22 protein-coding genes are annotated in these 22,318 nt (G+C 72.7%); 13 read left to right on the forward strand and 9 right to left on the reverse strand.

Going from position 1 to position 22,318, the window contains the following annotated elements; translation table 11 throughout:
- Positions 1–70: 70 nt before the first annotated feature.
- The 3 genes from Aru02nite_RS19790 to serS are packed head-to-tail and all read right to left on the reverse strand — an operon-like array spanning position 71 to position 2,966.
- The gene (locus Aru02nite_RS19790; RefSeq protein ID WP_203660333.1) at positions 71–841 is read right to left on the reverse strand and encodes an HAD family hydrolase; all 771 of its coding nucleotides are present in this window, start codon (positions 839–841) and stop codon (positions 71–73) included.
- A gap of 32 nt (positions 842–873) precedes the next feature.
- Positions 874–1,710 carry an HAD family hydrolase gene (locus Aru02nite_RS19795; protein ID WP_203659805.1) on the reverse strand — a complete coding sequence of 279 codons (837 nt, stop codon included), beginning with the start codon at positions 1,708–1,710 and terminating at the stop codon, positions 874–876.
- Positions 1,707–2,966, reverse strand: a complete 1,260-nt coding sequence (gene serS, locus Aru02nite_RS19800; protein ID WP_203659808.1) for a serine--tRNA ligase — start codon at positions 2,964–2,966, stop codon at positions 1,707–1,709. The genes Aru02nite_RS19795 and serS overlap by 4 nt, the downstream gene beginning before the upstream one ends.
- Before the next feature lie 652 nt (positions 2,967–3,618).
- On the opposite strand from serS, the gene Aru02nite_RS19805 reads away from it, so the two are divergent.
- Entirely contained in the window at positions 3,619–4,050 is a 432-nt protein-coding gene (locus Aru02nite_RS19805) for an OsmC family protein (RefSeq protein ID WP_203659809.1), read from the forward strand.
- 68 nt (positions 4,051–4,118) lie between these two features.
- Entirely contained in the window at positions 4,119–4,466 is a 348-nt protein-coding gene (locus Aru02nite_RS19810) for a metallopeptidase family protein (RefSeq protein WP_203660335.1), read from the forward strand.
- A 486-nt stretch (positions 4,467–4,952) separates the two neighbouring features.
- Here the strand turns inward: Aru02nite_RS19810 and Aru02nite_RS19815 are convergent, their stop codons facing one another.
- Positions 4,953–6,092, reverse strand: a complete 1,140-nt coding sequence (locus Aru02nite_RS19815) for a LolA family protein (protein WP_203659812.1) — start codon at positions 6,090–6,092, stop codon at positions 4,953–4,955.
- Positions 6,093–6,297: 205 nt separating this feature from the next.
- On the opposite strand from Aru02nite_RS19815, the gene Aru02nite_RS19820 reads away from it, so the two are divergent.
- Positions 6,298–6,969, forward strand: a complete 672-nt coding sequence (locus Aru02nite_RS19820) for a response regulator transcription factor (protein WP_203659813.1) — start codon at positions 6,298–6,300, stop codon at positions 6,967–6,969.
- Positions 6,970–6,988: 19 nt separating this feature from the next.
- The gene (locus tag Aru02nite_RS19825; protein ID WP_203659822.1) at positions 6,989–8,401 is read left to right on the forward strand and encodes a sensor histidine kinase; all 1,413 of its coding nucleotides are present in this window, start codon (positions 6,989–6,991) and stop codon (positions 8,399–8,401) included.
- 9 nt (positions 8,402–8,410) lie between these two features.
- Here Aru02nite_RS19825 and Aru02nite_RS19830 read toward each other — a convergent pair whose 3' ends face one another.
- From Aru02nite_RS19830 to pheA, 3 genes are read right to left on the reverse strand one after another with little or no spacing between them, the layout of a single operon-like run.
- Positions 8,411–9,076: a class I SAM-dependent methyltransferase gene (locus tag Aru02nite_RS19830; protein WP_203659824.1), complete on the reverse strand. Its 666-nt coding sequence runs from the start codon at positions 9,074–9,076 to the stop codon at positions 8,411–8,413.
- 40 nt (positions 9,077–9,116) lie between these two features.
- A complete protein-coding gene (locus Aru02nite_RS19835; RefSeq protein WP_203659826.1) occupies positions 9,117–9,719 on the reverse strand; it encodes a histidine phosphatase family protein in 603 nt (200 codons plus the stop codon).
- 2 nt (positions 9,720–9,721) lie between these two features.
- Positions 9,722–10,654: a prephenate dehydratase gene (gene pheA, locus Aru02nite_RS19840; RefSeq protein WP_203659827.1), complete on the reverse strand. Its 933-nt coding sequence runs from the start codon at positions 10,652–10,654 to the stop codon at positions 9,722–9,724.
- Between the two features lie 313 nt (positions 10,655–10,967).
- Between pheA and Aru02nite_RS19845 the strand changes: the two genes are divergently transcribed.
- The 5 genes from Aru02nite_RS19845 to Aru02nite_RS19865 all read left to right on the forward strand — a co-directional run bounded on the left by Aru02nite_RS19845 (position 10,968) and on the right by Aru02nite_RS19865 (position 15,835).
- Positions 10,968–11,726 (forward strand): IclR family transcriptional regulator, encoded by a 759-nt coding sequence (locus tag Aru02nite_RS19845; protein WP_239076813.1) that lies wholly within the window; start codon positions 10,968–10,970, stop codon positions 11,724–11,726.
- 189 nt (positions 11,727–11,915) lie between these two features.
- On the forward strand, positions 11,916–12,353 hold the full coding sequence (locus Aru02nite_RS36755; RefSeq protein ID WP_239076814.1) for a hypothetical protein: 438 nt from the start codon (positions 11,916–11,918) through the stop codon (positions 12,351–12,353).
- Between the two features lie 397 nt (positions 12,354–12,750).
- A complete protein-coding gene (locus Aru02nite_RS19855) occupies positions 12,751–13,941 on the forward strand; it encodes a S53 family peptidase (RefSeq protein ID WP_203659831.1) in 1,191 nt (396 codons plus the stop codon).
- A gap of 128 nt (positions 13,942–14,069) precedes the next feature.
- Positions 14,070–15,056: a LysR family transcriptional regulator gene (locus Aru02nite_RS19860; RefSeq protein WP_203659833.1), complete on the forward strand. Its 987-nt coding sequence runs from the start codon at positions 14,070–14,072 to the stop codon at positions 15,054–15,056.
- The gene (locus Aru02nite_RS19865) at positions 15,053–15,835 is read left to right on the forward strand and encodes a methyltransferase domain-containing protein (protein ID WP_203659834.1); all 783 of its coding nucleotides are present in this window, start codon (positions 15,053–15,055) and stop codon (positions 15,833–15,835) included. Before Aru02nite_RS19860 ends, Aru02nite_RS19865 begins: the two co-directional genes overlap by 4 nt.
- A 169-nt stretch (positions 15,836–16,004) precedes the next feature.
- Here Aru02nite_RS19865 and Aru02nite_RS19870 read toward each other — a convergent pair whose 3' ends face one another.
- Positions 16,005–16,310, reverse strand: a complete 306-nt coding sequence (locus Aru02nite_RS19870) for a hypothetical protein (protein ID WP_203659836.1) — start codon at positions 16,308–16,310, stop codon at positions 16,005–16,007.
- 314 nt (positions 16,311–16,624) lie between these two features.
- On the opposite strand from Aru02nite_RS19870, the gene Aru02nite_RS19875 reads away from it, so the two are divergent.
- The 3 genes from Aru02nite_RS19875 (at position 16,625) to larC (ending at position 20,220) form a co-directional block, all read left to right on the forward strand.
- Positions 16,625–18,103, forward strand: a complete 1,479-nt coding sequence (locus tag Aru02nite_RS19875; RefSeq protein ID WP_203659838.1) for a DUF2326 domain-containing protein — start codon at positions 16,625–16,627, stop codon at positions 18,101–18,103.
- A gap of 45 nt (positions 18,104–18,148) precedes the next feature.
- Positions 18,149–18,964, forward strand: coding sequence for a nickel pincer cofactor biosynthesis protein LarB (gene larB / locus Aru02nite_RS19880; protein WP_239076815.1), 816 nt, complete (start codon positions 18,149–18,151; stop codon positions 18,962–18,964).
- Between the two features lie 68 nt (positions 18,965–19,032).
- Positions 19,033–20,220 carry a nickel pincer cofactor biosynthesis protein LarC gene (larC, locus tag Aru02nite_RS19885; protein WP_239076816.1) on the forward strand — a complete coding sequence of 396 codons (1,188 nt, stop codon included), beginning with the start codon at positions 19,033–19,035 and terminating at the stop codon, positions 20,218–20,220.
- 6 nt (positions 20,221–20,226) lie between these two features.
- On the opposite strand, the gene Aru02nite_RS19890 is transcribed toward larC, so the two are convergent.
- Complete coding sequence (locus Aru02nite_RS19890) at positions 20,227–20,883, reverse strand: transcriptional regulator (protein WP_203659840.1); 657 nt, start codon at positions 20,881–20,883, stop codon at positions 20,227–20,229.
- A gap of 171 nt (positions 20,884–21,054) precedes the next feature.
- Between Aru02nite_RS19890 and Aru02nite_RS19895 the strand changes: the two genes are divergently transcribed.
- Entirely contained in the window at positions 21,055–22,251 is a 1,197-nt protein-coding gene (locus Aru02nite_RS19895) for an arginine deiminase (protein ID WP_203660343.1), read from the forward strand.
- Positions 22,252–22,318 lie beyond the last annotated feature (67 nt).

A 22,318-nucleotide genomic window follows, 5' to 3' on the forward strand; every position in this document is an offset into this window, starting at 1 on the left:
CTCCTCACGGACGCCGCCGGCGCCGCGCACGCGGACCCCGGCGGACGGACTGCGGGGTCCGGGCCGACCCCTACGAGAGCAGCCGCTCCAGGTAGTCGGCCACCCCGTCGTCATCGTTGCGGCCGGTCACCTCGTCCGCAACCGCGAGCACCTCCGGATGCGCGCCGGCCACCGCCACCGCGTGCCCCGCCCACCGGAACATCGGTACGTCGTTCGGCATGTCACCGAACACGAGCGTGTCACCCGGGTCGACGCCCAGCGCCTCCGCCACGAACGCGCACCCGGTCGCCTTCGTACAGCCCGGGGCGGCCAGCTCGACCATCTCGCCGGACGAACTCGCCTCGCACAGCCAGGCCGGGATCACCCGCCGGCACACCGCCAGCAGCTCCGGCATGTCCATCGACGTCGACCACAACATGCCCTTGATGAGCGGCCCGCGCAGCGCCTCCGACCGTGGCCGCGCCTCCGTCACCTCCGGGTACGGCCAGGCCACGTCCTCGTCGCGCCACAGCGGCGCCCACGGCGCGTCCAACGCCTCGACGGCCAGGTGCACCGGACCCGCCTCCGCCTCGACCAGCCGTACGACTCGGGCGAGGGCCGCGCCGGGCAGCGTCACCTGGTGCAGCAGCTCGGCGACCGGCTGGGCCACACCGTAGATGCGGGCGCCCTGCGCCATCACGAGGAAGTCGGCCGGGCCGAGGTCGCGGCGGGTCAGCTCGATCAGCCGGGGGCCGCGGCCGGTCGCGCCGACCACCACGACACCGTTGGCGCGCAGCCGGGACAGCACCTCGCGGGACCGCTCGCTGACCGTACCGTCGGAACGGACGAGGGTGCCGTCCATGTCCGTCGCGACCAGCTTCGGCAGCGAACTCCTCACAGCCACCGCTCCAGCAGTTGCGCCACGCCGTCCTCCTCGACCGTGCCGGTCACCTCGTCCGCGGCGGCCCGGATCCGGTCCGCCGCCTGCCCCATCGCCACCGCCCGACCCGCCCACGCGAACAGCGGCAGGTCGTTGTTCCCGTCGCCGACGGCAACCACGTCCGCCGGGTCGACGCCGAGGTCCGCCGCGACCATCGCGGCACCCGTCGCCTTCGACACGCCACCGGCGGCCACGTCGATCCAGCCCGAGAACCCGATCTCCACCGAGTACCCCAGGCCGGCCAGCCCGGCGGACTCGGCCAGCGCCGCCGCCTCGACGCGGCGGCCGTCGTGCCACGAGACGTACCCCTCGTCGCCCGGGATCCGGCACACCAGCCGCGGCGTCGGCGTCGACATCAGTGTCGGGACGTCCGCCGGACCGACAAAACTACTCTCGAAATTCAGCTCGAAGGCCCCGTTGTAGAGGTATCCGTCCGTGCCGTCCTCCACGGCGAGCCCGGCCGCCGGATTCACCGCCAGAACCGCCCGGATGGCCGGACCCGGGTCGATCAGTACCCGATGGGTGGTCTCGGCGCGCTCCACGTCGTACACGACGGAGCCGTTGGAGCAGACGATGTCGAGCGGCGCGCCGTCGGCAAGACCCAGCGCGTGCACCCCGCGCAGCGCACCCCAGACGGCCCGGCCGGTCGCCACCGTCACCGGCACCCCGGCCGCCCGTACGCCGGCGATGGCCCGACGTACCCGCTCCGACGGCTGGTCGGTCGAGTTGCTGTACGGCGTGACGGTGCCGTCGAGGTCCAGGACGACCAGACCGGGCAGCCCGGCGCTCACCGGGCGACCGGCTCCAGCACGTCCCGCCCCAGGTACTGCTGGAGTGCCTTCGGCACCCGCACCGAGCCGTCCGGCTGCTGGTGGTTCTCCAGGATCGCGACGAGCCAGCGGGTCGTCGCGAGCGTGCCGTTCAGCGTCGCCGCCACCTGCGGCTTCCCGTCCTCGTCCCGGTACCGCACGGCCAGCCGCCGCGCCTGGAACGTCGTGCAGTTCGACGTCGACGTCAGCTCCCGGTACCGCTGCTGGCTCGGCACCCAGCCCTCGATGTCGAACTTGCGCGCCGCGCTGGAGCCCAGGTCACCGGCCGCCGTGTCGATCACCCGGTACGGCACCTCGACCTTGGCGAGCATCTCCTCCTGCCACGCCAGCAGCCGCCGGTGCTCCTCCACCGACTGCTCCGGCCGGCAGAACGAGAACATCTCGATCTTGTCGAACTGGTGCACCCGGATGATGCCGCGGGTGTCCTTGCCGTAGCTGCCGGCCTCCCGCCGGTAGCACGACGACTGGCCCGCGTACCGCCTCGGCTCGGCCAGGTCGAGGATCTCCCCCGAGTGGTACGACGCGAGCGCGACCTCGCTCGTACCGACCAGGTACAGGTCGTCGGCCTCCAGCCGGTACACCTCACTCGCGTGCGAACCGAGGAAACCGGTGCCCTCCATGGACTCCGGCTTCACCAGCGACGGCGTCACCATCGGCGTCAACCCGTACTCCACGGCCTGCGCCATCGCGAGCTGGAACAGCCCCATCTGCAGCAGCGCGCCGACCCCGGTCAGGAAGTAGAACCGGGCGCCGGACACCTTCGCGCCGCGCTCCATGTCGATCGCGCCGAGCAGCTCACCCAGCTCCAGGTGGTCGCGCACGGTGTCCAGCTCGGGCCGCAGCCCGACCTCCTTGAGTACGACGAAGTCGTCCTCACCGCCCGGCGGGACACCGTCCTCCACCAGGTTCGGTACGGCGAGGTGCGCGGCACGCAACGCCTCGGCCGTCTCCGTGACGGTCAGATCGGCGGCCTTCACGTCCGCGGCGAGCTGCTTCGTACGCGCCAGCAGCTCCTGCTTCTCGTCGCCCTTCGCGCGCGCGACCTGCTTGCCGAGCTGCTTCTGCTCCGCCCGCAGCGACTCGAACCGGACCAGCGCGCCACGGTGCTGCGCGTCGGCGGCGAGCAGCTCGTCGACGGACGACTCGGACTCGCCCCGCGCCCGCTGGCTCGCTCGTACGGCATCCGGATCGTCACGCAGCAATCGCAGGTCAATCACGCTGCGAGCCTACCCGTCCGGCCGCGTCCGGCTCGACGGCATATCGCGGCCGGACACCACACTCCGGTCAGGACACCGCGCTCCTCGTCGCGCCGCGGTCGTGCCGGCGCTTCGTGTCCGTCCCGCCCTCCGCACGTGCAGCGGCTTCTCCACCGCGAACGTCTTCGTCGCGCAGCAGGCACCGTGGCTGTTCGACGGGTCGCGGTGCGACACGACCGCGGTGACGCCCGGGTCCGTCCACCACCCGAAGCCCACCACGCCGTACTCGTCGCCTGTGTCCCGGGCGGCCGTTGCGGTCGACGTTTCGCCGGGCGTGTGCGCCCAGCCCGAGGTGCTGCCCGCCGCCGGCACGCCCGCCGCCGACAGGACCCCCGCCGCGGCGACCACCGTACCGGCCGGTGGACGTGTCGCCGGAATGGCAGACCTCCCCAGGTCCCACGCCCTCGCCGTTCGGCGACCCGAGCGTAGGAGCCGGATCCAGCCCGTCTCAACGGTTCGAGAGATCTGTCTCGTGCCGCAACGTTTCGACCCCCCTCCCGGTACGCGCGCGCCCCGCGCGGTACGCCCGGCCCGCCCCGAACCGGTCCGCCCGGTACGGACCGCGAGCTACGGTCTACCCAGCAAACGACCGACCACCAGGAGGTTCCGAGCGATGTCGGTACGGAAGGGCGCCGCGGTGTGGCGGGGCGGGTTGCAGGACGGTGGCGGCACGGTCGCCCTCGGCAGCGGCGCCTACGAAGGCCCGTACTCGTTCCGCTCGCGCTTCGGCGACGGAGCCGGCGGCACCAACCCCGAGGAACTCATCGGCGCCGCGCACGCCGCCTGCTACTCGATGGCCCTGTCGAACATGCTGGCCACCGACGGCCACCCGCCGACCGCCGTCGAGACCACCGCCGAGGTCACCATCGAGCCCGTCGACGGCCAGCAGACCATCTCGAAGATCGTCCTGCACACCGTCGGCAACGTGCCCGGCATCGACGCCGAGACGTTCCGCGGGTACGCGGAGAAGGCGAAGGCCGGCTGCCCGGTCTCCCGCGCCCTCGCCGCCACCCCCATCGAGCTCGACGCGCAGTTCTCCGCCTGAACCCAGCGCCGCGCCGCCCCGGGAGTACCGGAGGCGGCGCGGCGGCGCGGGACAATCGGCAGGTGGGCGTGGCGATGGGGCGGGAACGGTTCGAGGACCTCGTGGCGGACGCGCTCGACGCGGTACCGGCCGGGCTGATGAAGCTGCTCAGCAACGTCGTGATCCTCGTCGAGGACGACCCGCCGACCCACGACCCGCACCTGCTCGGCCTGTACGAGGGCTACGCCCTGACCGACCGCGGCTGGGACTACGGCGCCGTCCTCCCCGACCGCATCACCATCTTCCGCAACCCGATCCTCGCCGTCTGCGCCACCGAAACCGATGTCGTACGCGAGGTCGGGGTGACGGTCGTGCACGAGATCGCGCACCACTTCGGCATCGACGACGCCCGCCTGCACGAACTCGGCTGGGGCTGACGCGGGAGGCGCTGCGGACGTACGCGGCGGCGCGGCGGGCGACGCAGGCGCGGCGAGCGTGGCGGACAGACGCGGCGGGCGCGGCAGGCGACGCAGATGCGGCAGGCGACGCGGATGCGGCGGGCGCGGCAGGCGCGGCGAGGGCTCAAGCCGGGCTGGTAGAGACTGTCCACGAAGCGGACAAGTTACGCGTAATGCCGATTGTCCAATTGTGTCATTGTTCAATTGTTCAACAGTTGAACAATGAGACAGTTGAACAATTGAACAATCTGCGCCGCCATGATCAACTTCGCCCGCGGCGGCCATGATCAAGTTCGCGCGCGTACACCGCCCACCCCACCCCCGGACGCCGCCCACCCCACTCCCCACACACGGCGGCGCGCCGCCCCAGACCAGTTGGGACGGCGCGCCTCGCAGGTTCCACCGCCGCACATGCGGCACCAGATCCCGCCAGTGACGGGGCTCGTACGGCCCCGTGCCGTGGGGTTACTTGACCTGCCCGGCCGCCTGGTACAGGGCGGACGGGTCGACGGCGCCGGCGACGAGCCGCCCGTCGTCGGTGAGGAGTACCGAGAAGAGCTTGGTCTGGATGAGCCGGCCGGTGCCCCAGCTGCCCTTGACCTTGGGCAGCGAGTTGAGGAACTTGGTGGCGGCCGCGGCGGCCTTCTTCTGCTCGGCGGTGGTGCCGGCGGGGACGCTGGTGTCGACGCCCTTGGCGACGACGACGGTGGTCCAGCCCTTGCCGACCATCTGCGGTTCGGCGCCCTTCTTGGCCGGCGTACGGTGCGGCTTCGCGGACGGCGCGTGCGCGTCACCCTTGGCCTCGGTCACCTTGGTACCAGCGGGCGGGTTGAACGTGAACTCGGACGCGTCCGGCTTGGTGAACGCGACCTGGGTGAAGCCGGCCTCGAACGCGGGGGTGTCGGAGCCGCGCGCGTACACCTGGAGGCGGAGCGGGATGTGCTTCTCGCCGTCGACGGCGATGCGGATCTGCTGGATCCGGGACGCGTTGTCCTTCGGCGACACGACCAGCTCGTACGCCTGGCGGCCGGCGACCTTGGCGGTGCCGTCGGTGGTGACGTTCGTGGTGGGCGCGAGGCTGGTGAGCAGCTGGCCGACCCCGCCGGACAGGCTGGTCGGCATGCCGGACGGCCCGCCCTTGGGCATCACGGACGGCGGTGCGGTGTGCTGTCCGGCGGCCTTGCCGGTCAACGTACGGTGCGTCGCGGACTTGGCGGCGCTGTCGTACGTCCAGACGTTGGTGCCGTTGCGGATCAGGTCGGTCTCGCTGGTGCCGTCACCCTGGGCGGAGACGCGCACCCGGTTGGTCCCGTCGTACCAGAACTTGACGGTGTGGTTGCCGGTGACCAGCGCGTTCAGGTCGGTGCCGTTGAGCTGCGGCAGGCTCGGCAGGCCCAGGTCGGACTTCTGCACGATGGTGCCGGACAGGCTGTTGACCTTGGCCTGCGCGACGTCCATGAGCAGCTGTTGCGGGCTGCGCTCGGGCAGGCCGCTGGACGCGTTCGCGACGATCATGCGGCCGGCGCTCCCGGCGCCGATCACGGCCACCAGCGCGGCGGCCGGGATCGCCCAGCGCAGCGCGGGTCGTGATGCGAGTGCCGACATCGTTACCCCCTTCGTACCCACTGCCCCCAGTGGACTTCGATGGTCCGGTACGGCCGGATCGGCGCCCCGCCGAGCGGGAGGTCCGGCGGGCGTACTGCCCGGCCTGGTTATCAGGGTGCCCGGGGGGCCCTGTGAGCAACCTGAGCCAGCCTGAGTACTTCTCAGCATCGGTGCGCGACGATGGCGTCGGCAAGGGAGGTGTGGGGTGCGCCTGCTCGTGGTGGAGGACGAGGTACGGCTGGCCGCCGCGTTGAAGCGCGGCCTGTCGGCCGAGGGGTTCACGGTCGACGTGGTGCACGACGGGCCGGGCGGGCTCGACGCGGCCCGGCACGGGGAGTACGACGCGGTCGTGCTGGACATCATGCTGCCCGGCCTGAACGGGTACAAGATCGTCGAGACGCTGCGGGCGGAGAACAACTGGGTGCCGGTGCTGGTGCTGTCCGCGAAGGACGGCGAGTACGACCAGTCCGACGGGCTGGACGCGGGCGCCGACGACTACCTGACCAAGCCCTTCTCGTACGTGGTGCTGCTGGCGCGGCTGCGCGCGCTGCTGCGCCGGGGCGTACGGGAGCGGCCGGCGGTGCTGTCGGTGGGTGACCTGACGCTGGACCCGGCGACCCGGGAGGTGGCACGGGGCGGCGCGACGATCGACCTGACGCCGCGGGAGTTCGCGCTGCTGGAGTACCTGATGCGGCGGGGTGACGCGGTGGTGTCGAAGATCGAGCTGCTGGACCACGTGTGGGACGCCCCCGAGGACACCGACCCGAACGTCGTGGAGGTATACGTCGGGTACGTGCGGCGCAAGATCGACACCCCGTTCGGCCGGTCGACCCTGCGTACCGTGCGGGGCGCGGGCTATCGTCTGGTCCCCGACTGAGCGGCCGGGAGGACGGACGATGCGGTGGTGGGCGCGGCTCAGTCTGCGCGGGCGGCTGATCCTGATCGGCGTCGCGGGCCTGGCCGTCGGGCTGGGTCTCGGCGGCGGCCTGCTGGTGTACGCGTTGAACGCGACGCTCGTCCGGGCCCTGGACAGCACCGCGCTGCAGAGCGGCAACGAGGTCGCCGCGCTGGTGCGCGCGGACCGGCTGGTGGACCCGATCCCGGCCGGGCAGGGCGGCGCGGTGATCCAGGTGGTCGACGCGCGCGACCGGATCGTCGCCGCGTCCGTCGGCGCCGACCGTCTCGTCCCGGTACTGCACGGCGACGAGCTGCGCGCCGCCCGTACCGGCACCCGTGCGTACGTGCCGGGGGATCGGGCGGGGCTGCCGGGGCCGCTGCGCGTCGTCGGCGTACCGGTGGGCACCGAGACCGTACTGGTGGCCGTACCGGCGGGTGAGCTGACGCAGACGGTCCGGCTGATGCGTACGGTGCTGCTGATCGCGTACCCGCTGATCGTGGCGGGGTTGGGGGTGGTGGCCTGGCGCGCGGTCGGCTGGACGTTGCGCCCGGTGGAGTCGCTGCGCCGGGGCGCGGAGGCGATCGCCGGCTCCGGGTCGGCCGCGGCGCGCCTGCCCGTACCGACGGGGACGGACGAGGTGGCGCGGCTGGCGACCACGCTGAACGGGATGCTGGCGAAGCTGGAGGCGGGGCAGGACCGGCAGCGGGCGTTCGTCGCGGACGCCGCGCACGAGCTGCGCAGCCCGGTCGCGAGCATCCGTACGCAGCTGGAGGTGGCGCAGCGGCTGGGTGACCGGGCCGACTGGCCGGACGTCGTCGCCGACGTACTCGCGGACACCGAGCGGCTGTCCCGGCTCACCGAGGACCTGCTGCTGCTGGCGCGTACCGGGGACGCGGACGCGGCCGCCGCCCGGCTCGCCCGCCGCCGCGAACGCCTCGACCTCGACCTGCTCGTCACCGAACTCGCCGAGCGCTACGCCGACGCCCGCGTGCCGGTACGGGTGACCACGGACCGTCCGGTGTGGACGGACGGCGACCCGGAGGCGCTGGGCCGGGTCGTCGCGAACCTCGTCGACAACGCGGTACGCCACGCCACCACCGAGGTCACCCTCGCGGTGTCCACTGTGGACGGGCAGGCGTCGGTGGCGGTGTGCGACGACGGTCCGGGCATCCCCGTACCGGACCGGGAGCGGGTGTTCGACCGCTTCACCCGGCTCGACGACGCGCGGGCCCGCGACGCCGGCGGTTCCGGCCTCGGCCTCGCCATCGTCGCCGACCTCGTACGGCTGCACCACGGCACGATCACGCTCAGCGCCGCACACCACCGCGACCCGAACACCGGCGGTCGCGGCGGCCCCGGCGTACGGGCCGAGGTGCGGTTGCCCGCCGCCGACCCACCGGCGCACGACTGACCGCGACGGTCAGGAGTGCACGAACGTGGCGCGCCAGCGTCGTACCGGGGGGTCGTCGTCGGTGTCCAGCAGGTCCTCGACCTCGACCGGCCGCAGCGGCCCGTCGGCGAACGCGTCCAGCTCGACCCGGGTCAGCGGCCACGGCATCCGGCCGGGCGGGTCCTTCTCGTCCCGGGCCCGCGCGACCACGAGCAGCGTGCCGCCCGGCGCGACCAGCTGGGCACACCGCGCGATGGCCGCCCGCCGCGCGTCCCCCTGCAACGTCTGCACCGTGTACGCCTCGAACACGAAGTCGAACGCCCCGGCCAGGTCCGCCGGCGGCGCCAGCAGATCCACCTCCCGGTACGTCACCGCCGAGTCCGGGAACCGCTCCCGCGCCGCGCGGACCGCACTCGGCGCCACGTCGAACCCGACCGTCTCGTACCCGAGGGCGGCGAGGTGTTCGGCGTCGTCGCCGAGGCCACAGCCGACGACCGCGGCCCGCGTACCGGCGGGGCGGTGCGTGTCGAGCCAGCCGAGCAGCATCGGGTTGGCGACCCGGTCCGCCCACGGCACGACGGCGTCGCCGCTGTTCGCCGCCGCGTACAGCCGCTCGAACCAGCCGGTGTCGTCGCCGGCAGCGACCGCCTCGGCGGCCAGGTGACGGGCGTACGCCCGCTGTTCGTCGGTCGTCATGGCCGCGAAGCTACCCGAGGCCGCGGCCTCGGCCGCGCGGTCACCCGGGGGCGTCCCAGGACCGCACCCGCAGCCCGTCGTCCCCGTCCGTGAGCACCGCGCGCCCCGCGTTCGGCAGCTCCGGTACGTGCGGCGACAGTCCGGTCGCCAACCGTGGCACCCCCACCACGAACAGCGTGCCGTGCCCGACGAGCACCGCCGTACCGTCCGGCGGCAGCGCGCCGAGTACGTCGGCAAGCACCGTACGCAGCCGCGCGACCAGGTCCGCGCCGCTCTCCCCACCCGGCACCCGCCCGCGCAGATCCGTACGCCAGGCCGCGAACGTCGTCGCCACCCGCCGCGCGTCCGCCGGATCCGTACTCCCATGCAGGTCGCCGATGAGCGCCTCGTGCGCCGCCTCGTGTACCCGGACCGGCAGGTCGAGCCGCTCGCCCAGTTCCGCCGCGGTCTGCCGGGCGCGCAGCATCGGCGACGACCACAGGGCCACCGGCGCCGACCCGTCCCACTCCCACGTACGCCGGAGCGCGGCGGCCTGCTCCCGCCCCCGCGCCGACAGCGGTACGCCCGGGATGGCGCAGTTGAGCGAGCCGTCGACGTTCGCGGTGCTCTCCGCGTGTCGGACGAGGATCAGGTGTCGCGGCACGGTCAGTCCGGCTTACCGGCGCGGATACGGTCGAGCCAGGCGGTCGCGTCCGCGAAGTCGCGGTCGGCCATCCCGGCCGGCGGCGGTACGGGTGGTTCCCCGCCGGCCCGCGGGTACGACCCGAAGAACTTGACGTCGGCGCAGATCCGGTGCAGCCCGGCGAGCGCCGCGCCCATCCGCTCGTCGGCCACGTGCCCCGTGCAGTCGAGGAAGAAGCAGTACCTTCCGAGCCGTTCGCCGGTCGGCCGGGACTCGATCCGCGTCATGTTGATCCCGCGTACGGCCAGCTCGGTGAGCACCGCGAGCAGCGCACCCACCTGGTCGTGCCGGATGTACACGGCGAGGGTGGTGACGTCGTTGCCGGTCGGCGGGGGCGGCGGCGCGGGCCGCGTCACCACGGCGAACCGGGTCATCGCGTCCGGGTGGTCGGCGACGCCCTCGGCCAGCAGTTCCAGCCCGTTGCGCCGGGCGGCGAGCGGCGTCGACAGCGCCGCGTCGTACTCACCGGCGGCGGTGCGGACGGCGGCGGTGGCGTTGGAGAGCACGTCGACCACGGTCGCGTCCGGCACCGTACGCCGCAGCCACTCGCGGCACTGCGCGGACGCCTGCGGGTGCGCGGCGACCGACCGTACGTCCGCCGGCGCCGTACCGGGGCGGGCGGCGAACACGAACCGGATCGGCAGCACGACCTCGCGCACGATCTGCAGCGGGCTGCCGGCGGCCAGGTCGTCGATGGTGACCGGCACGGCCCCGCCCACCGAGTTCTCCAGCGGTACGAGGGCCGCGTCGGCGTCGTTGGTCCGGACCGCGTCGAGCGCCTCCGGCACCGTACGCGCCGGCAGCAGCGCGCCGTCCGCGGCGTCCGGCAGGGTACGCAGCGCCTCCTCGCTGAACGTCCCTTCCGGCCCGAGGTAGCTGTAGCGGGTGCCCGTCATGCCACCGAGCCTATTGGTACGCCCGGCGGCGTCGTCCGGGTGCCGCCGACTCCGGCCGGCCGGCGGTATGGGCAGAAACGCGTCGCCCCGACCTGGTAGCGATGTTCATTACAGATCGTGACCGAACCCCGGATAAATCGGCGATTCCCTCCACAGAACTCGGTACGCAGAGTTGCGAGGTGTAACCAGGTCTTCTCAGTATGTGCGGCAATACCTATCGTGGACAGATCCGCTCAGGTACGGAGCGGATCAGCAGCGGAGGTTTGTTGTGCGTACAGACGGCTCGCAGGCACCCTCGGACCTGATCCAAAGTGTGTCCAGAGCACTGCGGATCCTGGAGACGGTCGGCCGCTCGCAGCGCGGTCTCACCGTCAAGCAGATCGCGCGACGCTGCGAACTCGGCCTGTCCACCGCCTACCACCTGGTCCGGACCCTCACCTTCGAGGGATACCTGATCCGGTGCACCGACGGGACGTATCTGCCCGGCCTTGAGGTCGCCGACCGGTTCCGCGAGTTCAGCGCGGCCATCCGGCCACCCGACACCATCGCCGGTCTGCGACGCGCCGCCGGTACCACCGGGTACAGCCACTATCTGGCCCGGTTCATCAACGGCAAGGTCGCCATCACCGGCGTCGCGGAGGGTCCGCGGTCGCCACACCTGGAGGACCTCGTCGTCGGCTTCGACGACGCGGCCCACGCCACGGCGATCGGCAAGGCACTGCTGTCCACCCTCGACGTGAGCCGCCGCAAGCGGTACCTGCAGGCGGTCGGCATGCGTCCCTACACCCGCTCCACGATCGTCGACCGCGAGCAGCTGGAGTACGACCTGGCGGGGTACAAGCGCCGCGGGGTGTACGTCGAGCGCGGTCAGTACCACGAGAACGTGGCGTGTGCGGCGACGGTCATCTCCACCGGCAACGACCAGGGGGCCAACATGGTGCTCGCCTGCTCGATGTCGCTGGACGACTTCACCCGCAACGAACCGACCGTGCTCACCCAGCTCTCCGGGGTGGCCCGGAGCATCGCCGCCGCGGTCTCGAACAACCCGACACCACCGGCACTGCCGCTCTAGTACTGGCAGAGCTTTCCGGCGCGGTGTCCGATTCGATCTGGACGAATCGGGCACCGCGCCTTTGCATCACCCGTACGTGTGGTCGCTTTCTGCAAGTCGCACACGTCGTCCGTCGGCATACCGTCACGCGGTCATAACTTTCAGTTCATCGATCCCGACCCCCGGGATCGTGAAGGGGAGGTGGACCAAGTGACCGCCAACGTGATCGAACGCCCCACCGAGACCACCGGTACGGACGGCGCGACGGCCGACCCGTCCGGGGCCGCGGCCGAGGCGGCAGGCACGTCGGCCGGGACGCGCGCCGACGAGGACGGTACGCACAGAGCCGGGCCGGCGCCGACCGCCGAGACGGTGCCGGACGACGTCGTCGACCGACTGCTCTGGCGCGACGCGCAGTACATCCTGGCGCGGCACCACGAGTGCGACGACACCTGCGCGTACTGCGGGGCGGCGTGGCCGTGCACCGCGACCCGGCTCGCCCGCCGCGCCGAGGCCGCCGCCCGGCTGCCGTGGCGCGAGGGCTGGACCACCCGACACGACCTGAACGCCGTACTCGCCCTGCCCGGCTGGCGGGCGGCGAGGCCACCGGCCCAGCGCCCCGCGGTACGGCGACCGTTCGCGCGCTGAGCGACACACGTGTGCCGGGAGGCTGTTCCGCTGGCGTCCGAACGGCCTCCACCCTCGCGGCCCCACCCGCGCCGGGCGTACTCTTCCGCCGTCGAAACCCGGGTACGCGCGGCGCCGGTGCACATCCGCGAGGTCGGCAGCGTCTCCGCACGTCGCACCGCACGGCCCGGCGGTGCACGAGTACTGCGGGAGACCTGCCGGACGGGCGGGGCGTACCCCACCGTTCCCCCGCGAGCTGCGGGTACGGCCCCGCCCGTCATACACCGAGCGCCACTCCGATATCGCTGCCTGCTCCCATAATGTCGGAGTTATCAACTTTCGGGATGAGATTTAGATATCTACCTACCTGAATACTGATCGCATTCCTCCCGCCGACCCCTACTGCTTGGAGGACGGAATGCGAAAGAAGCCCCTCGCCGGTGCGGCCGTCGCCATCGGCGGCGCGCTCGCCCTGTCGTTCGCCGGAGCCCCGGCGCACGCACAGGAGAGCGCCGCCTCCGGCTCGACCGTCGCCCACCAGTGCGCGCGGCCGGACAAGCCGGGCGAGATGGCCTGCCTGGCCCTGAAGCGCCTGCACGTCACCCAGCCCAACAAGATCGGTCGGCACGCCGACCCGTCCGGCCTGGGCCCGGCCGACCTGCAGGCCGCGTACAACCTGCCGAAGGACGGCGGGGAGGGCGCGACCGTCGCCATCATCGACGCGTACGACGACCCGAACGCCGAGGCGGACCTCAAGGCGTACCGGGACCAGTACGGGCTGGGTGCCGCGGACTTCCAGAAGGTCAACCAGAACGGTGAGGCGAGCCCGCTCCCGACCGCCGACTCCGGCTGGGCCGGCGAGATCTCGCTCGACCTCGACATGGTCTCGGCCGTCGCGCCGAAGGCCAAGATCCTGCTCGTCGAGGCCGACCAGCCCAGCATGGACGACCTGGGCACCGCGGTGAACACCGCGGTGAAGATGGGCGCGAAGTACATCTCGAACAGCTACGGCGGTTCCGAGGACGCCAGCGACACGCAGGCGGACGACAAGTACTTCAAGCACCCGGGCGTGGCGATCACCGTGAGCTCCGGCGACTCGGGCTACGGCGCCGAGTACCCGGCGGCCTCGCAGTACGTCACCTCCGTCGGCGGTACCTCGCTGACGAAGGACTCGTCCGACCGCGGCTGGTCGGAGAAGGCGTGGGACGGCGCCGGCTCCGGTGAGTCCGCGTACGACGCGAAGCCGGAGTGGCAGACCGACGCGACCGGTACCTCGAAGCGTGGCATCGCGGACGTCGCGGCCGTCGCCGACCCGGCGACCGGTGTCGCGGTGTACGACTCGTACCAGGAGGCCGGCTGGGTCGTGTACGGCGGGACCTCGGCCTCGTCGCCGATCATCGCCGGTGTCTACGCCGACGCCGGTACGCCGGGCGACCAGGACATGCCCGCGTCGTACCCGTGGAAGGCCACGACCGGCCTGAACGACGTGACCAGCGGCAGCAACGGCAGCTGCGACATCAAGCAGCTGTGCAACGCCGGTGACGGCTGGGACGGCCCGACCGGCCTCGGCACCCCGAACGGCACCGACGCCTTCAAGCCCGCGGGCTGAACCGGCGCCGACCGCCCCTTTGCGGCCGTGGTCATCAGCAGAAGCTGGTGACCACGGCCGCGTCACGTTGACACCCCGTCGTGTTACCCATTGGTACTCGGACCAAATCAGGCCATAACATGTGGTCTATGGCCGAACTCGAACTGCGGCATCTGCGTCTGGTGTGCGCCATCGCCGACGAACCCAGCCTGACCCGCGCCGCGGCCCGGCTCGGCGTCTCCCAACCCTCGCTGTCCGCCACGCTGCAACGGATCGAACGGCGCGTCGGCGGCCGGCTGTTCGAACGCGAACGCACCGGCATGCGCGTCACCGAACTCGGCGCGTTCCTGGTCAGTTCGGCCCGGGTGGTACTGGCCGACATGGACACCCTGCTCGCCGGTACGGCGGCGCGCACCCGCAAGGCCGCCGGCGAGGTACGCATCGGCGCGTGCCCCGGCGCCATCGGGCCCGGCCTCGCCCGCCACGTCACCGAGATGCTGCCGACCGACCAGGTGACGCTGGAGGTCGCCGGCATCGGGCAGCTCGCGCAGGACCTGGAGACCCGGCGACTCGACTTCGCCGTACTCGACGAGTGTGCGGGGTTCCCGCTGCCGACCAGCGACCGGCTCGACATCCGGCAGCTCGTCGCCGAACCCGTGTTCGTCGCGCTGCCCGAAACCCACCGGTTGAGCGGCGAGTCCGCCGTCAAGCTCGCCGACCTCGCCGACGAGGACTGGGTCGTCGCGCCGATCCGCGACGGCAACGACCAGGTCGTCCTGTCCCGGGCGTGCGCCGCCGCCGGCTTCAGCCCCCGGGTACGGCACGAGGTCAACGAACCGGCCACCTCCCGCGAACTCGTCGCCGCCGGCGCCGTCGCGCTGGCCCAGCCCACTTCGCGCAGCGGCGCCGGCATCGTCGTACGGCCGCTCGCCGGTGACCCGATCATCCTCGAACGGTGGCTCGCCTGGAACCCGGCCGGGCCGCACGCCAAGCACGCCGCCGACGTGTACCGGTGCGCGGCGCTGGCGTACGTGCGGCAGCTCGACCGCAACCCCGACTACCAGCGCTGGTGGGACACGCACCCCGAAGCCCACCGGCAACTCACCCGGGTCGTCGGCGACGACGTGACCGCATGACCAGCTGGGACCCGCGACAGTACCTGCGGTTCGCCGACGAACGCGCCCGGCCGTTCCACGACCTCGTCGACCGCATCCCCACCACCGACCCCGCGTACGTGATCGATCTCGGGTGCGGGCCCGGCACCATGACCGCCACCCTCGCCGAGCGGTACCCGGGGGCGCGGGTGCTCGGCCTCGACTCGTCACCCGCGATGGTCGAAGCGGCGCAACCACTCGGCACCGACCGGCTCACGTTCGCCGTCGCCGACATCCGCACCTGGCAGCCCGAACCCGTCGACGTCATCGTCAGCAACGCCGCGCTGCAATGGGTGCCCGACCACACCGCGCTGTTCGGCGGCTGGGTCGCGGCGCTGCGCCCCGGCGGCACCCTCGCCTTCCAGGTACCGTCCGGCGGCGAGGTGCCCGCCGTCCGCGCCGTCGTACGCCGTCCACAGTGGAGGGACCGGCTCGACCCCGTCGCCGCCGAAACCGGGCCCCGCACCGCCAACCCCGTCAAGCACCCCGAGTCGTACGTCGACGAACTCGCGCGGATGGGCTGCGACGTCGACGCCTGGGAAACCACGTACTACCACGTGCTGACCGGGCCGGACCCGGTACTGGAGTGGTTCCGGGGGACCGGACTCCGGCCGTACCTGGACGCCTTGGCGGAGGAGCCCGCGCGGCGGGACGCGTTCGAGCGGGAGGTGGCGGAGGCGCTACGGGAGGCGTACCCGCCCCAGTCGTACGGGACGGTGCTGCCGTTCCATCGGGTGTTCGTGGTGGCGCGGCGGGGGTGACGGCAGCGCCGTCTTGATCGTCCACAGTGGACGGTCTGGTTCAGCTATCGATTGTCCAATTGTTGAACTGTCGCATTGTTCAATTGTTGAACTGTTGAACAATGAGACAATTGAACAATCAGGTGCGACACGCCGAACCCCACCCCAACCACCGGCGCGTCGCCCCACCTCACCCCGGTGGCCGCAGCAACCCTTCAGCCCCCGACCACCGCGCCCCACCACCCCGCGATCGCCGTACTGGCGCCGCAGCGGCCACATCCAACGCCCGGTACGGCGCGGCCCCCGTGTCCGCGAGCCCCCACCGGTTGAGCCCGGTACGCATCAGCCGTTGGTCGGCGGCGAGTTTCTGTACGGCGCTGCGTACGGTCGGGGCGGGGGCGGCGCGGGCGATGAGCTGCCCGGTGGTGAGTGATGTGCCGGCCGCGGTGAGTGCGGCGATCGCGCGGTCCACAAAGGACCCCCGTACCTGTTCCACGCACACAGTCAGTTCCGTTACCTCGCGTTGCCATCTACGACGCAAACAGTACTGGCGGGACGGGGCGGACCCTGGCAAGATCGACGAACATCACCGTGTAGCTGGGGATTCGTCCGTGCGGTGCGTCGTACCGGGCAGGGTAGGTTGTCGAGCTGTCAGCGAATGCTGCAATACTAAGCGTAGTTGCTCGGCTTTGCCGTATCCGCACCGGAACGTCCGGCGCGCGCGCAGTCACCCTGCCACCGCGTGTCAAGGTGCTGGGCTGGCACAATCCGGCGCAGCGTACGTGATCTCCCGGGGTACGGAGTACGACCGTGTTACGCGAACTCGCCAGCGACCTCCCCGGATTCCGCCCTGTCCGTTTCGCGCCGGGGCTGAACGTGGCGGTCGTGGACGACACCGGCGAGAACCCGGTCGGTTCGCCGGGGCCGCGGCATGCGCTGCCGGAGATCGAGCAGTCGGTCATCCCGATCAAGCCGAACGCGCGCATCGGGTTCACGCCGCTCGGCGAGCAGTGGGCGCGGGAGCGGGAACGGGCGGCGGAGGCCGCCGCGGACGAGAGCGGCCGGCACACGTCGCGGCGTACCCGGCTGGTGTGTGCGCTGGACTTCGCGCTGGGGAGTACGGGTCTGCCGCGGCATCCGGGGCGCCGGCAGGAGTTGACCGAGTCGACCACGACGGTACGGCTGACTGGTGCGGGCGAGACGGTGACGGCGACCCGCGCTGGTGCCACTCCGGCGCGGTTGACCGTGCACAGCAGCGGTACCGACGCGGCGCCGTGGGCGCTGCCGCTGGACGAGTGGCGCGGCTGGCTCGGGCGTACGTTGTTCGGGCTGACGGACGCGGAGGACGAGCCGTCGTACCGGTCGCTCATGGGGTACTACGTGCGCGACGCGGACCACGGCGGGATGAGCGACCCGATCCGGCACCACGCGCGGCAGCCGACGGTGGAGTCGTTGCCGCCGCTGGCGCACCTGTTCGGGCTGGATCCGGCGCTGGTGGAGGCGGCGAAGACGCTGCACCAGTCGCGGCGCCACCTGCGGACGAGTCAGCGCGGCGACGGCGACCTGCCGAGCGGGCAGCGGCTGTCCGATCCGAGCGCCAGCCGCGACCTGGCCAACCTCACCGCCGAGATCGCCACCCTCGAACTGGAGCGCGCGGAGGCGGCGGCGGCCGCGAGCTGGCGGAGTACGCGGGTGGCGGGGGGCGGGTTGGCGACCGATCCGGCGCTGGCGACCGCCACGCTGGACGCCCGGCTGGCGGAGTTGATGGCCCGCCGCGCCGCGCTCGCCCGGTACGCGGATGCCCATGCCGAGTTGCAGCGCCAGGCGCTGGAACTGCGCGACAGCGTACGGTCGGATCTGCGGGGCCGGCACGACCGGCTGACCGCGGCGAGTGCGCTGTTCACGCGCTTCGCGTACGAGATGTTCGGGCCGGGGCGGCCGGCGGCGTTGACGGTCGCGGCGCGCGACAGCGGGTACGCGTTCTATCCGGTGCTGGGCGGTGATCCGGGGCCGGGCGTACCGGGGATGACGTTGTTCTGTTTCGATCTGGCGATGGCGGTGACGGCGCACCGGGCGGGCACCGGGCCCGACTTCCTCGTGCACGATTCGGCCCTGTACGAACGGATTCCGACGGAGTTCGCCGCGGCCGCGCTCGACCTGGCCGCGCGGACCTGCGCCGCCGAGGACATGCAGTACGTGGCGGTCGTGGACCGCGCGCAGCTCACCGCGGTCACCCGGTACGACCCGGCGCTGTCGTACCACGAGTGTGCGGTGCTCGCGGAGACGTGACCCGGGTGCCCGGCGTGTCCGCCGGGGCGCCGTACTGTGGGCGTCGTGGATCGGGACGAGGCTCGGCGCTTGCTCGCCGCGGTGGCCGGTGGGGCGACCGGAGTGGACGAGGCGCTGTCGCGCCTGGAAAGTGGCGTTCTCGGGGACGGTGCCGGGTTCGCCGACCTGGGGTTCGCGCGGGTCGACACGCACCGGGTCCTGCGTACCGGTGACCCCGAGGTGGTGTACGCGGCGGGCAAGACGTCCGAGCAGGTCGTCGCGATCGTGAAGCAGCTGCGGTCGGCACACGCGACGCACCCGATCCTGGTGACGCGGGCGAGTGACGAGTGCCGCGCCGCGGTGCGTACGGCGTGCCCGGACGAGCCGCTGGTCGAGGACGCGGTCGGCCGCTGCGTGGCGCTCGGGCCGCTCCCGCGCGGTACCCGGGGCCGGATCGCGGTCGTCTGCGCCGGTACGTCGGACCTGCCGGTGGCGGCGGAGGCGACGTTCACGGCGCGGGTGTTCGGCGCGACGGTCGAGCAGGTCACGGATGTCGGCGTGGCGGGCATCCACCGGATCCTCGCGGCGCGGCCGGCGCTGGACCGGGCCGACTGCGTGGTCGTCGTGGCCGGCATGGACGGCGCGCTGCCGGGCGTGGTGGCGGGGCTGACCGGCGTACCGATCGTGGCCGTGCCCACGTCCGTCGGGTACGGCGCGGCGTTCGGTGGTCTCGCGCCGCTGCTGACGATGCTGAACGCGTGCGCCCCCGGTGTCGCCGTCGTCAACATCGACAACGGTTTCGGCGCCGGGGTGTACTCGGCACGCGTCGCCCGGCGTGCGGCGGCCTCGACCGGGGCGACCGTCACCGAACTCCCCCGCTGACCCGCTCGAACCCCGGCGGCCGCAGTACGCGGTCGCGGTCTGGACGACGCACGGAAGGAAACGCGTACGTGATCGGGTGGCTGGACTGTGGTGCCGGGGCGAGCGGTGACATGTTCCTCGGCACGCTGGTCGACGCCGGCGTACCGGTGGAGCACCTTCAGTCCATTGTGGACAGTCTGCCGGTGGAACGGGTGCCGCTGACCGCGGAACGCACCAGCCGGCACGCGCTCGCCGCGACCCGGGTGCACGTCGCCGAGGTCGAGAGCCACCACCACCGCACCTGGCGCGACGTCCGCGAGATCGTCACCGGCGGCGCCCTCCCCCCGGCGGTACGTGACACCGCGCTGGACGCGTTCGCCCGGCTCGCCGAGGCCGAGGCCGCCGTACACGGGACGACGCCCGACGAGGTGCACTTCCACGAGGTCGGCGCGCTCGACGCGATCGCCGACATCGTCGGCACCTGCGCCGGCATCGACTGGCTGCGCACCCACCGCGGCCTCACCGCGCTCTCCGCGGGCACCCTCACCCTCGGCGGCGGCCGGGCCCGCGGCGCGCACGGCTCCATCCCCGTACCCGGGCCCGCCGTGCTCGGGATCGTCGCCGCCGCCGACATTCCCGTCACCGGCGGCGGCCTGCCGTACGAGGCGTGCACGCCGACCGGCGCCGCCCTGCTCGCCACCCACGTCGACACGTGGGAACCCCTGCCACCGATGCGGGTGCGTACCGTCGGGGTCGGTGCGGGTGGCCGCGACCCCGACGAGACCGCCAACGTGCTGCGCCTCGTCCTCGGCGAGCCCCAACCGACCCGCCCCGCCACCGAGGACGCCCTCGTACTCGAATGCAACGTCGACGACCTCGACCCGCGGCTCTGGCCCGCCGTACTCACCCGGCTGCTCGCGGCGGGCGCGGCCGACGCCTGGCTCACGCCGATCCTCATGAAGAAGGGCCGCCCCGCGCACACCCTGCACGTACTGTGCCGCCCCGACCGCCTCGACGCGGTACGCGCGGTCGTGTTCGCCGAGACCACGTCGATTGGGCTGCGCGCGTACCGGGTGGACAAGTTCCCGCTGGACCGGGCCGGCGAGGTCGTCACCGTCGACGGCCAGCCGGTACGGCTCAAGGTGGCGCGCGACGGTGGCACCGTCGTCAACGTGTCCGTCGAGTACGAGGACGTGGTGGCGGCGGCGGAAACCCTTGGCGTACCGGCGAAGCAGGTCCTGGCGCGCGCGACCGCCGCCGCCCAGGCGCTCTACTGACCGCGGTCAGATCTCGCGGAAGAAGGTGAGCGAGCCGATCAGCTCGCTCGCGTCCCGCAGCGGCGTCGCCACCGCGTCCACCGTACGGATGCCGTGGCCGTACCGGATCCGGATCAGGCTGCGGGACAGGCCGCCGGTCGTGAGCGCGGCCAGCGGCGGCAACTTCGCGACCTCCCAGTCGGCGAGCCGGTGCCCGACCGCCGTGAAGTCCACCGGGTACAGGATGCCGTCGAGCAGGCCGCGGCCGATCGTACCGTCCCGGCCGGGCATGCCGAGCAGCGTCAGCGCGCCCGCCGAACACGCCACCACCAGCGCCGAACGGTCCAGCACCAGGCACGCGTCGTACGCGGCGTCGACCATCGCCGCCCAGCCGCGCAACGCCACGTCGAGCGGCGCCGGCCCCACCCGCGCCCCGTTCCCGCCGTGCTCCCCGGCTGCCGCGTCACCGCCGTGGTCCGCGCCGTCTGCGTTCTGCGCCGCACCGTTACGGCCGGACGCGGTGTCGCCGGTCGGCGGAACCGTACCGGCGGCGGTCGGCGGGCGCGAGTCCGTACCGCGTGGCGTGGCGGCACCGTCGGCGTTGCGGGACGACCGCCCGGTGCGTTCGTCCCCGCGTACGCCGCGGGACGGGTCGGGCTGGTTGAGCGACAGATCGACGCGCACGGTGCCTCCCCTGACCCTCTGCGTACCGCGGATAACAGTAAGCGAAAGAGTCGACAGTCGGCACTAGCGGTCCGTTTCCGGACAGACCCCCGCACAGCAGGCCAGGTGGCCACCGCCCCGGGCGCCCGTAGGCTCGGGTACGTGACTGACCTGACGAGCGCGCACAACGCCGTGCGGCACCGGGTGGACAGCGAGGTCGGGCGGCTGCGTACCGTCCTGCTGCACCGGCCCGGCCCGGAGCTGACCCGGCTGACCCCGCGCAACAACGACTCGCTGCTGTTCGACGGCATCCCGTGGGTGGGCCGGGCGCAGGCCGAGCACGACGCGTTCGCCGCGGCGCTCGCCGGCCGCGGCGTCGAGGTGCTGTACCTGGCGGATCTGCTCGCCGAGACCCTCGCCGACGCGGAGGCCCGGGCCGAGCTGACCGACGCGGTACTCGCCGACCACCGGCTCGGCGACACCCTGCGCGGCCGCGTCGCCGCGTACCTGGCGGACCTGGCGCCCGCCGCCCTCGCCACCGTACTGACGGCCGGGCTGGCGCACGAGGAGCTGCGGTCCGGCCGCGGCCTGGTGTACGCGCTGATGGACCGGCACGACTTCGTCATCGACCCGCTGCCGAACCTGCTGTTCACGCGCGATTCGAGCGCCTGGGTCGGCGACCACGTGGCGGTGACGAGCCTGGCCATGCCGGCGCGGTCCCGCGAGACGACCATCACCCGCGCCATCTACCGGCACCACCCGCGCTTCGCCGGCGCCCCCCTGTTGTACGAGCCGGCGCTGGAGCACGTGGAGGGCGGCGACGTACTGCTGCTCGCGCCCGGTGTGGTCGCCGTCGGCGTCGGCGAGCGTACGACCCCGGCGGGCGCGGAACGGCTCGCCCGGCGCTGCTTCGACCGCGGCCTCGCCCGTACGGTGCTCGCGGTACCGATCGCGCAGGACCGGGCGACGATGCACCTGGACACGGTCTGCACGATGGTCGACGTCGACGCCGTCGTCATGTACCCGAACGTCGCGGACAGCCTGGTGGCGTACACGGTGACGGCGGCCGGGCCGGACGAGGTGTCGGTGACCGGGCCGGAGCCGTTCCTGCCGGCGGCGGCCAAGGCGATGGGCATCGACACGTTGCGGCTGATCGACACCGGCCTCGACCCGGTCACCGCCGAGCGCGAGCAGTGGGACGACGGCAACAACACGCTCGCGATCGCGCCGCGCCTGTGCGTGGCGTACGAGCGGAACACGGAGACGAACGCCCGGCTGGAGGACGCGGGCATCGAGGTCATCCGGATCGCCGGCTCGGAGCTGGGTTCGGGGCGGGGCGGACCGCGGTGCATGTCCTGCCCGGTCGACCGGGATCCGCTGCCGTCCTGATCGACGCGTTGTCCACAGGACACCGGACGTTGTCCACAGGCGGCGCCGTCCACAGCCGGAAGTTATC

The organism is Actinocatenispora rupis, assembly GCF_016861975.1.
Taxonomy (GTDB): domain Bacteria; phylum Actinomycetota; class Actinomycetes; order Mycobacteriales; family Micromonosporaceae; genus Actinocatenispora; species Actinocatenispora rupis.

Excerpts from the sequence above, each read along its gene's own strand:
- Aru02nite_RS19790 (WP_203660333.1), bottom strand. The coding sequence starts at position 841 with ATGGACGGCACCCTCGTCCGTTCCGACGGTACGGTCAGCGAGCGGTCC.
- Aru02nite_RS19805 (WP_203659809.1), top strand. The coding sequence starts at position 3,619 with ATGTCGGTACGGAAGGGCGCCGCGGTGTGGCGGGGCGGGTTGCAGGAC.
- Aru02nite_RS19815 (WP_203659812.1), bottom strand. The coding sequence starts at position 6,092 with ATGTCGGCACTCGCATCACGACCCGCGCTGCGCTGGGCGATCCCGGCC.
- Aru02nite_RS19825 (WP_203659822.1), top strand. The coding sequence starts at position 6,989 with ATGCGGTGGTGGGCGCGGCTCAGTCTGCGCGGGCGGCTGATCCTGATC.
- Aru02nite_RS19830 (WP_203659824.1), bottom strand. The coding sequence starts at position 9,076 with ATGACGACCGACGAACAGCGGGCGTACGCCCGTCACCTGGCCGCCGAG.
- pheA (WP_203659827.1), bottom strand. The coding sequence starts at position 10,654 with ATGACGGGCACCCGCTACAGCTACCTCGGGCCGGAAGGGACGTTCAGC.
- Aru02nite_RS19855 (WP_203659831.1), top strand. The coding sequence starts at position 12,751 with ATGCGAAAGAAGCCCCTCGCCGGTGCGGCCGTCGCCATCGGCGGCGCG.
- Aru02nite_RS19860 (WP_203659833.1), top strand. The coding sequence starts at position 14,070 with ATGGCCGAACTCGAACTGCGGCATCTGCGTCTGGTGTGCGCCATCGCC.
- Aru02nite_RS19865 (WP_203659834.1), top strand. The coding sequence starts at position 15,053 with ATGACCAGCTGGGACCCGCGACAGTACCTGCGGTTCGCCGACGAACGC.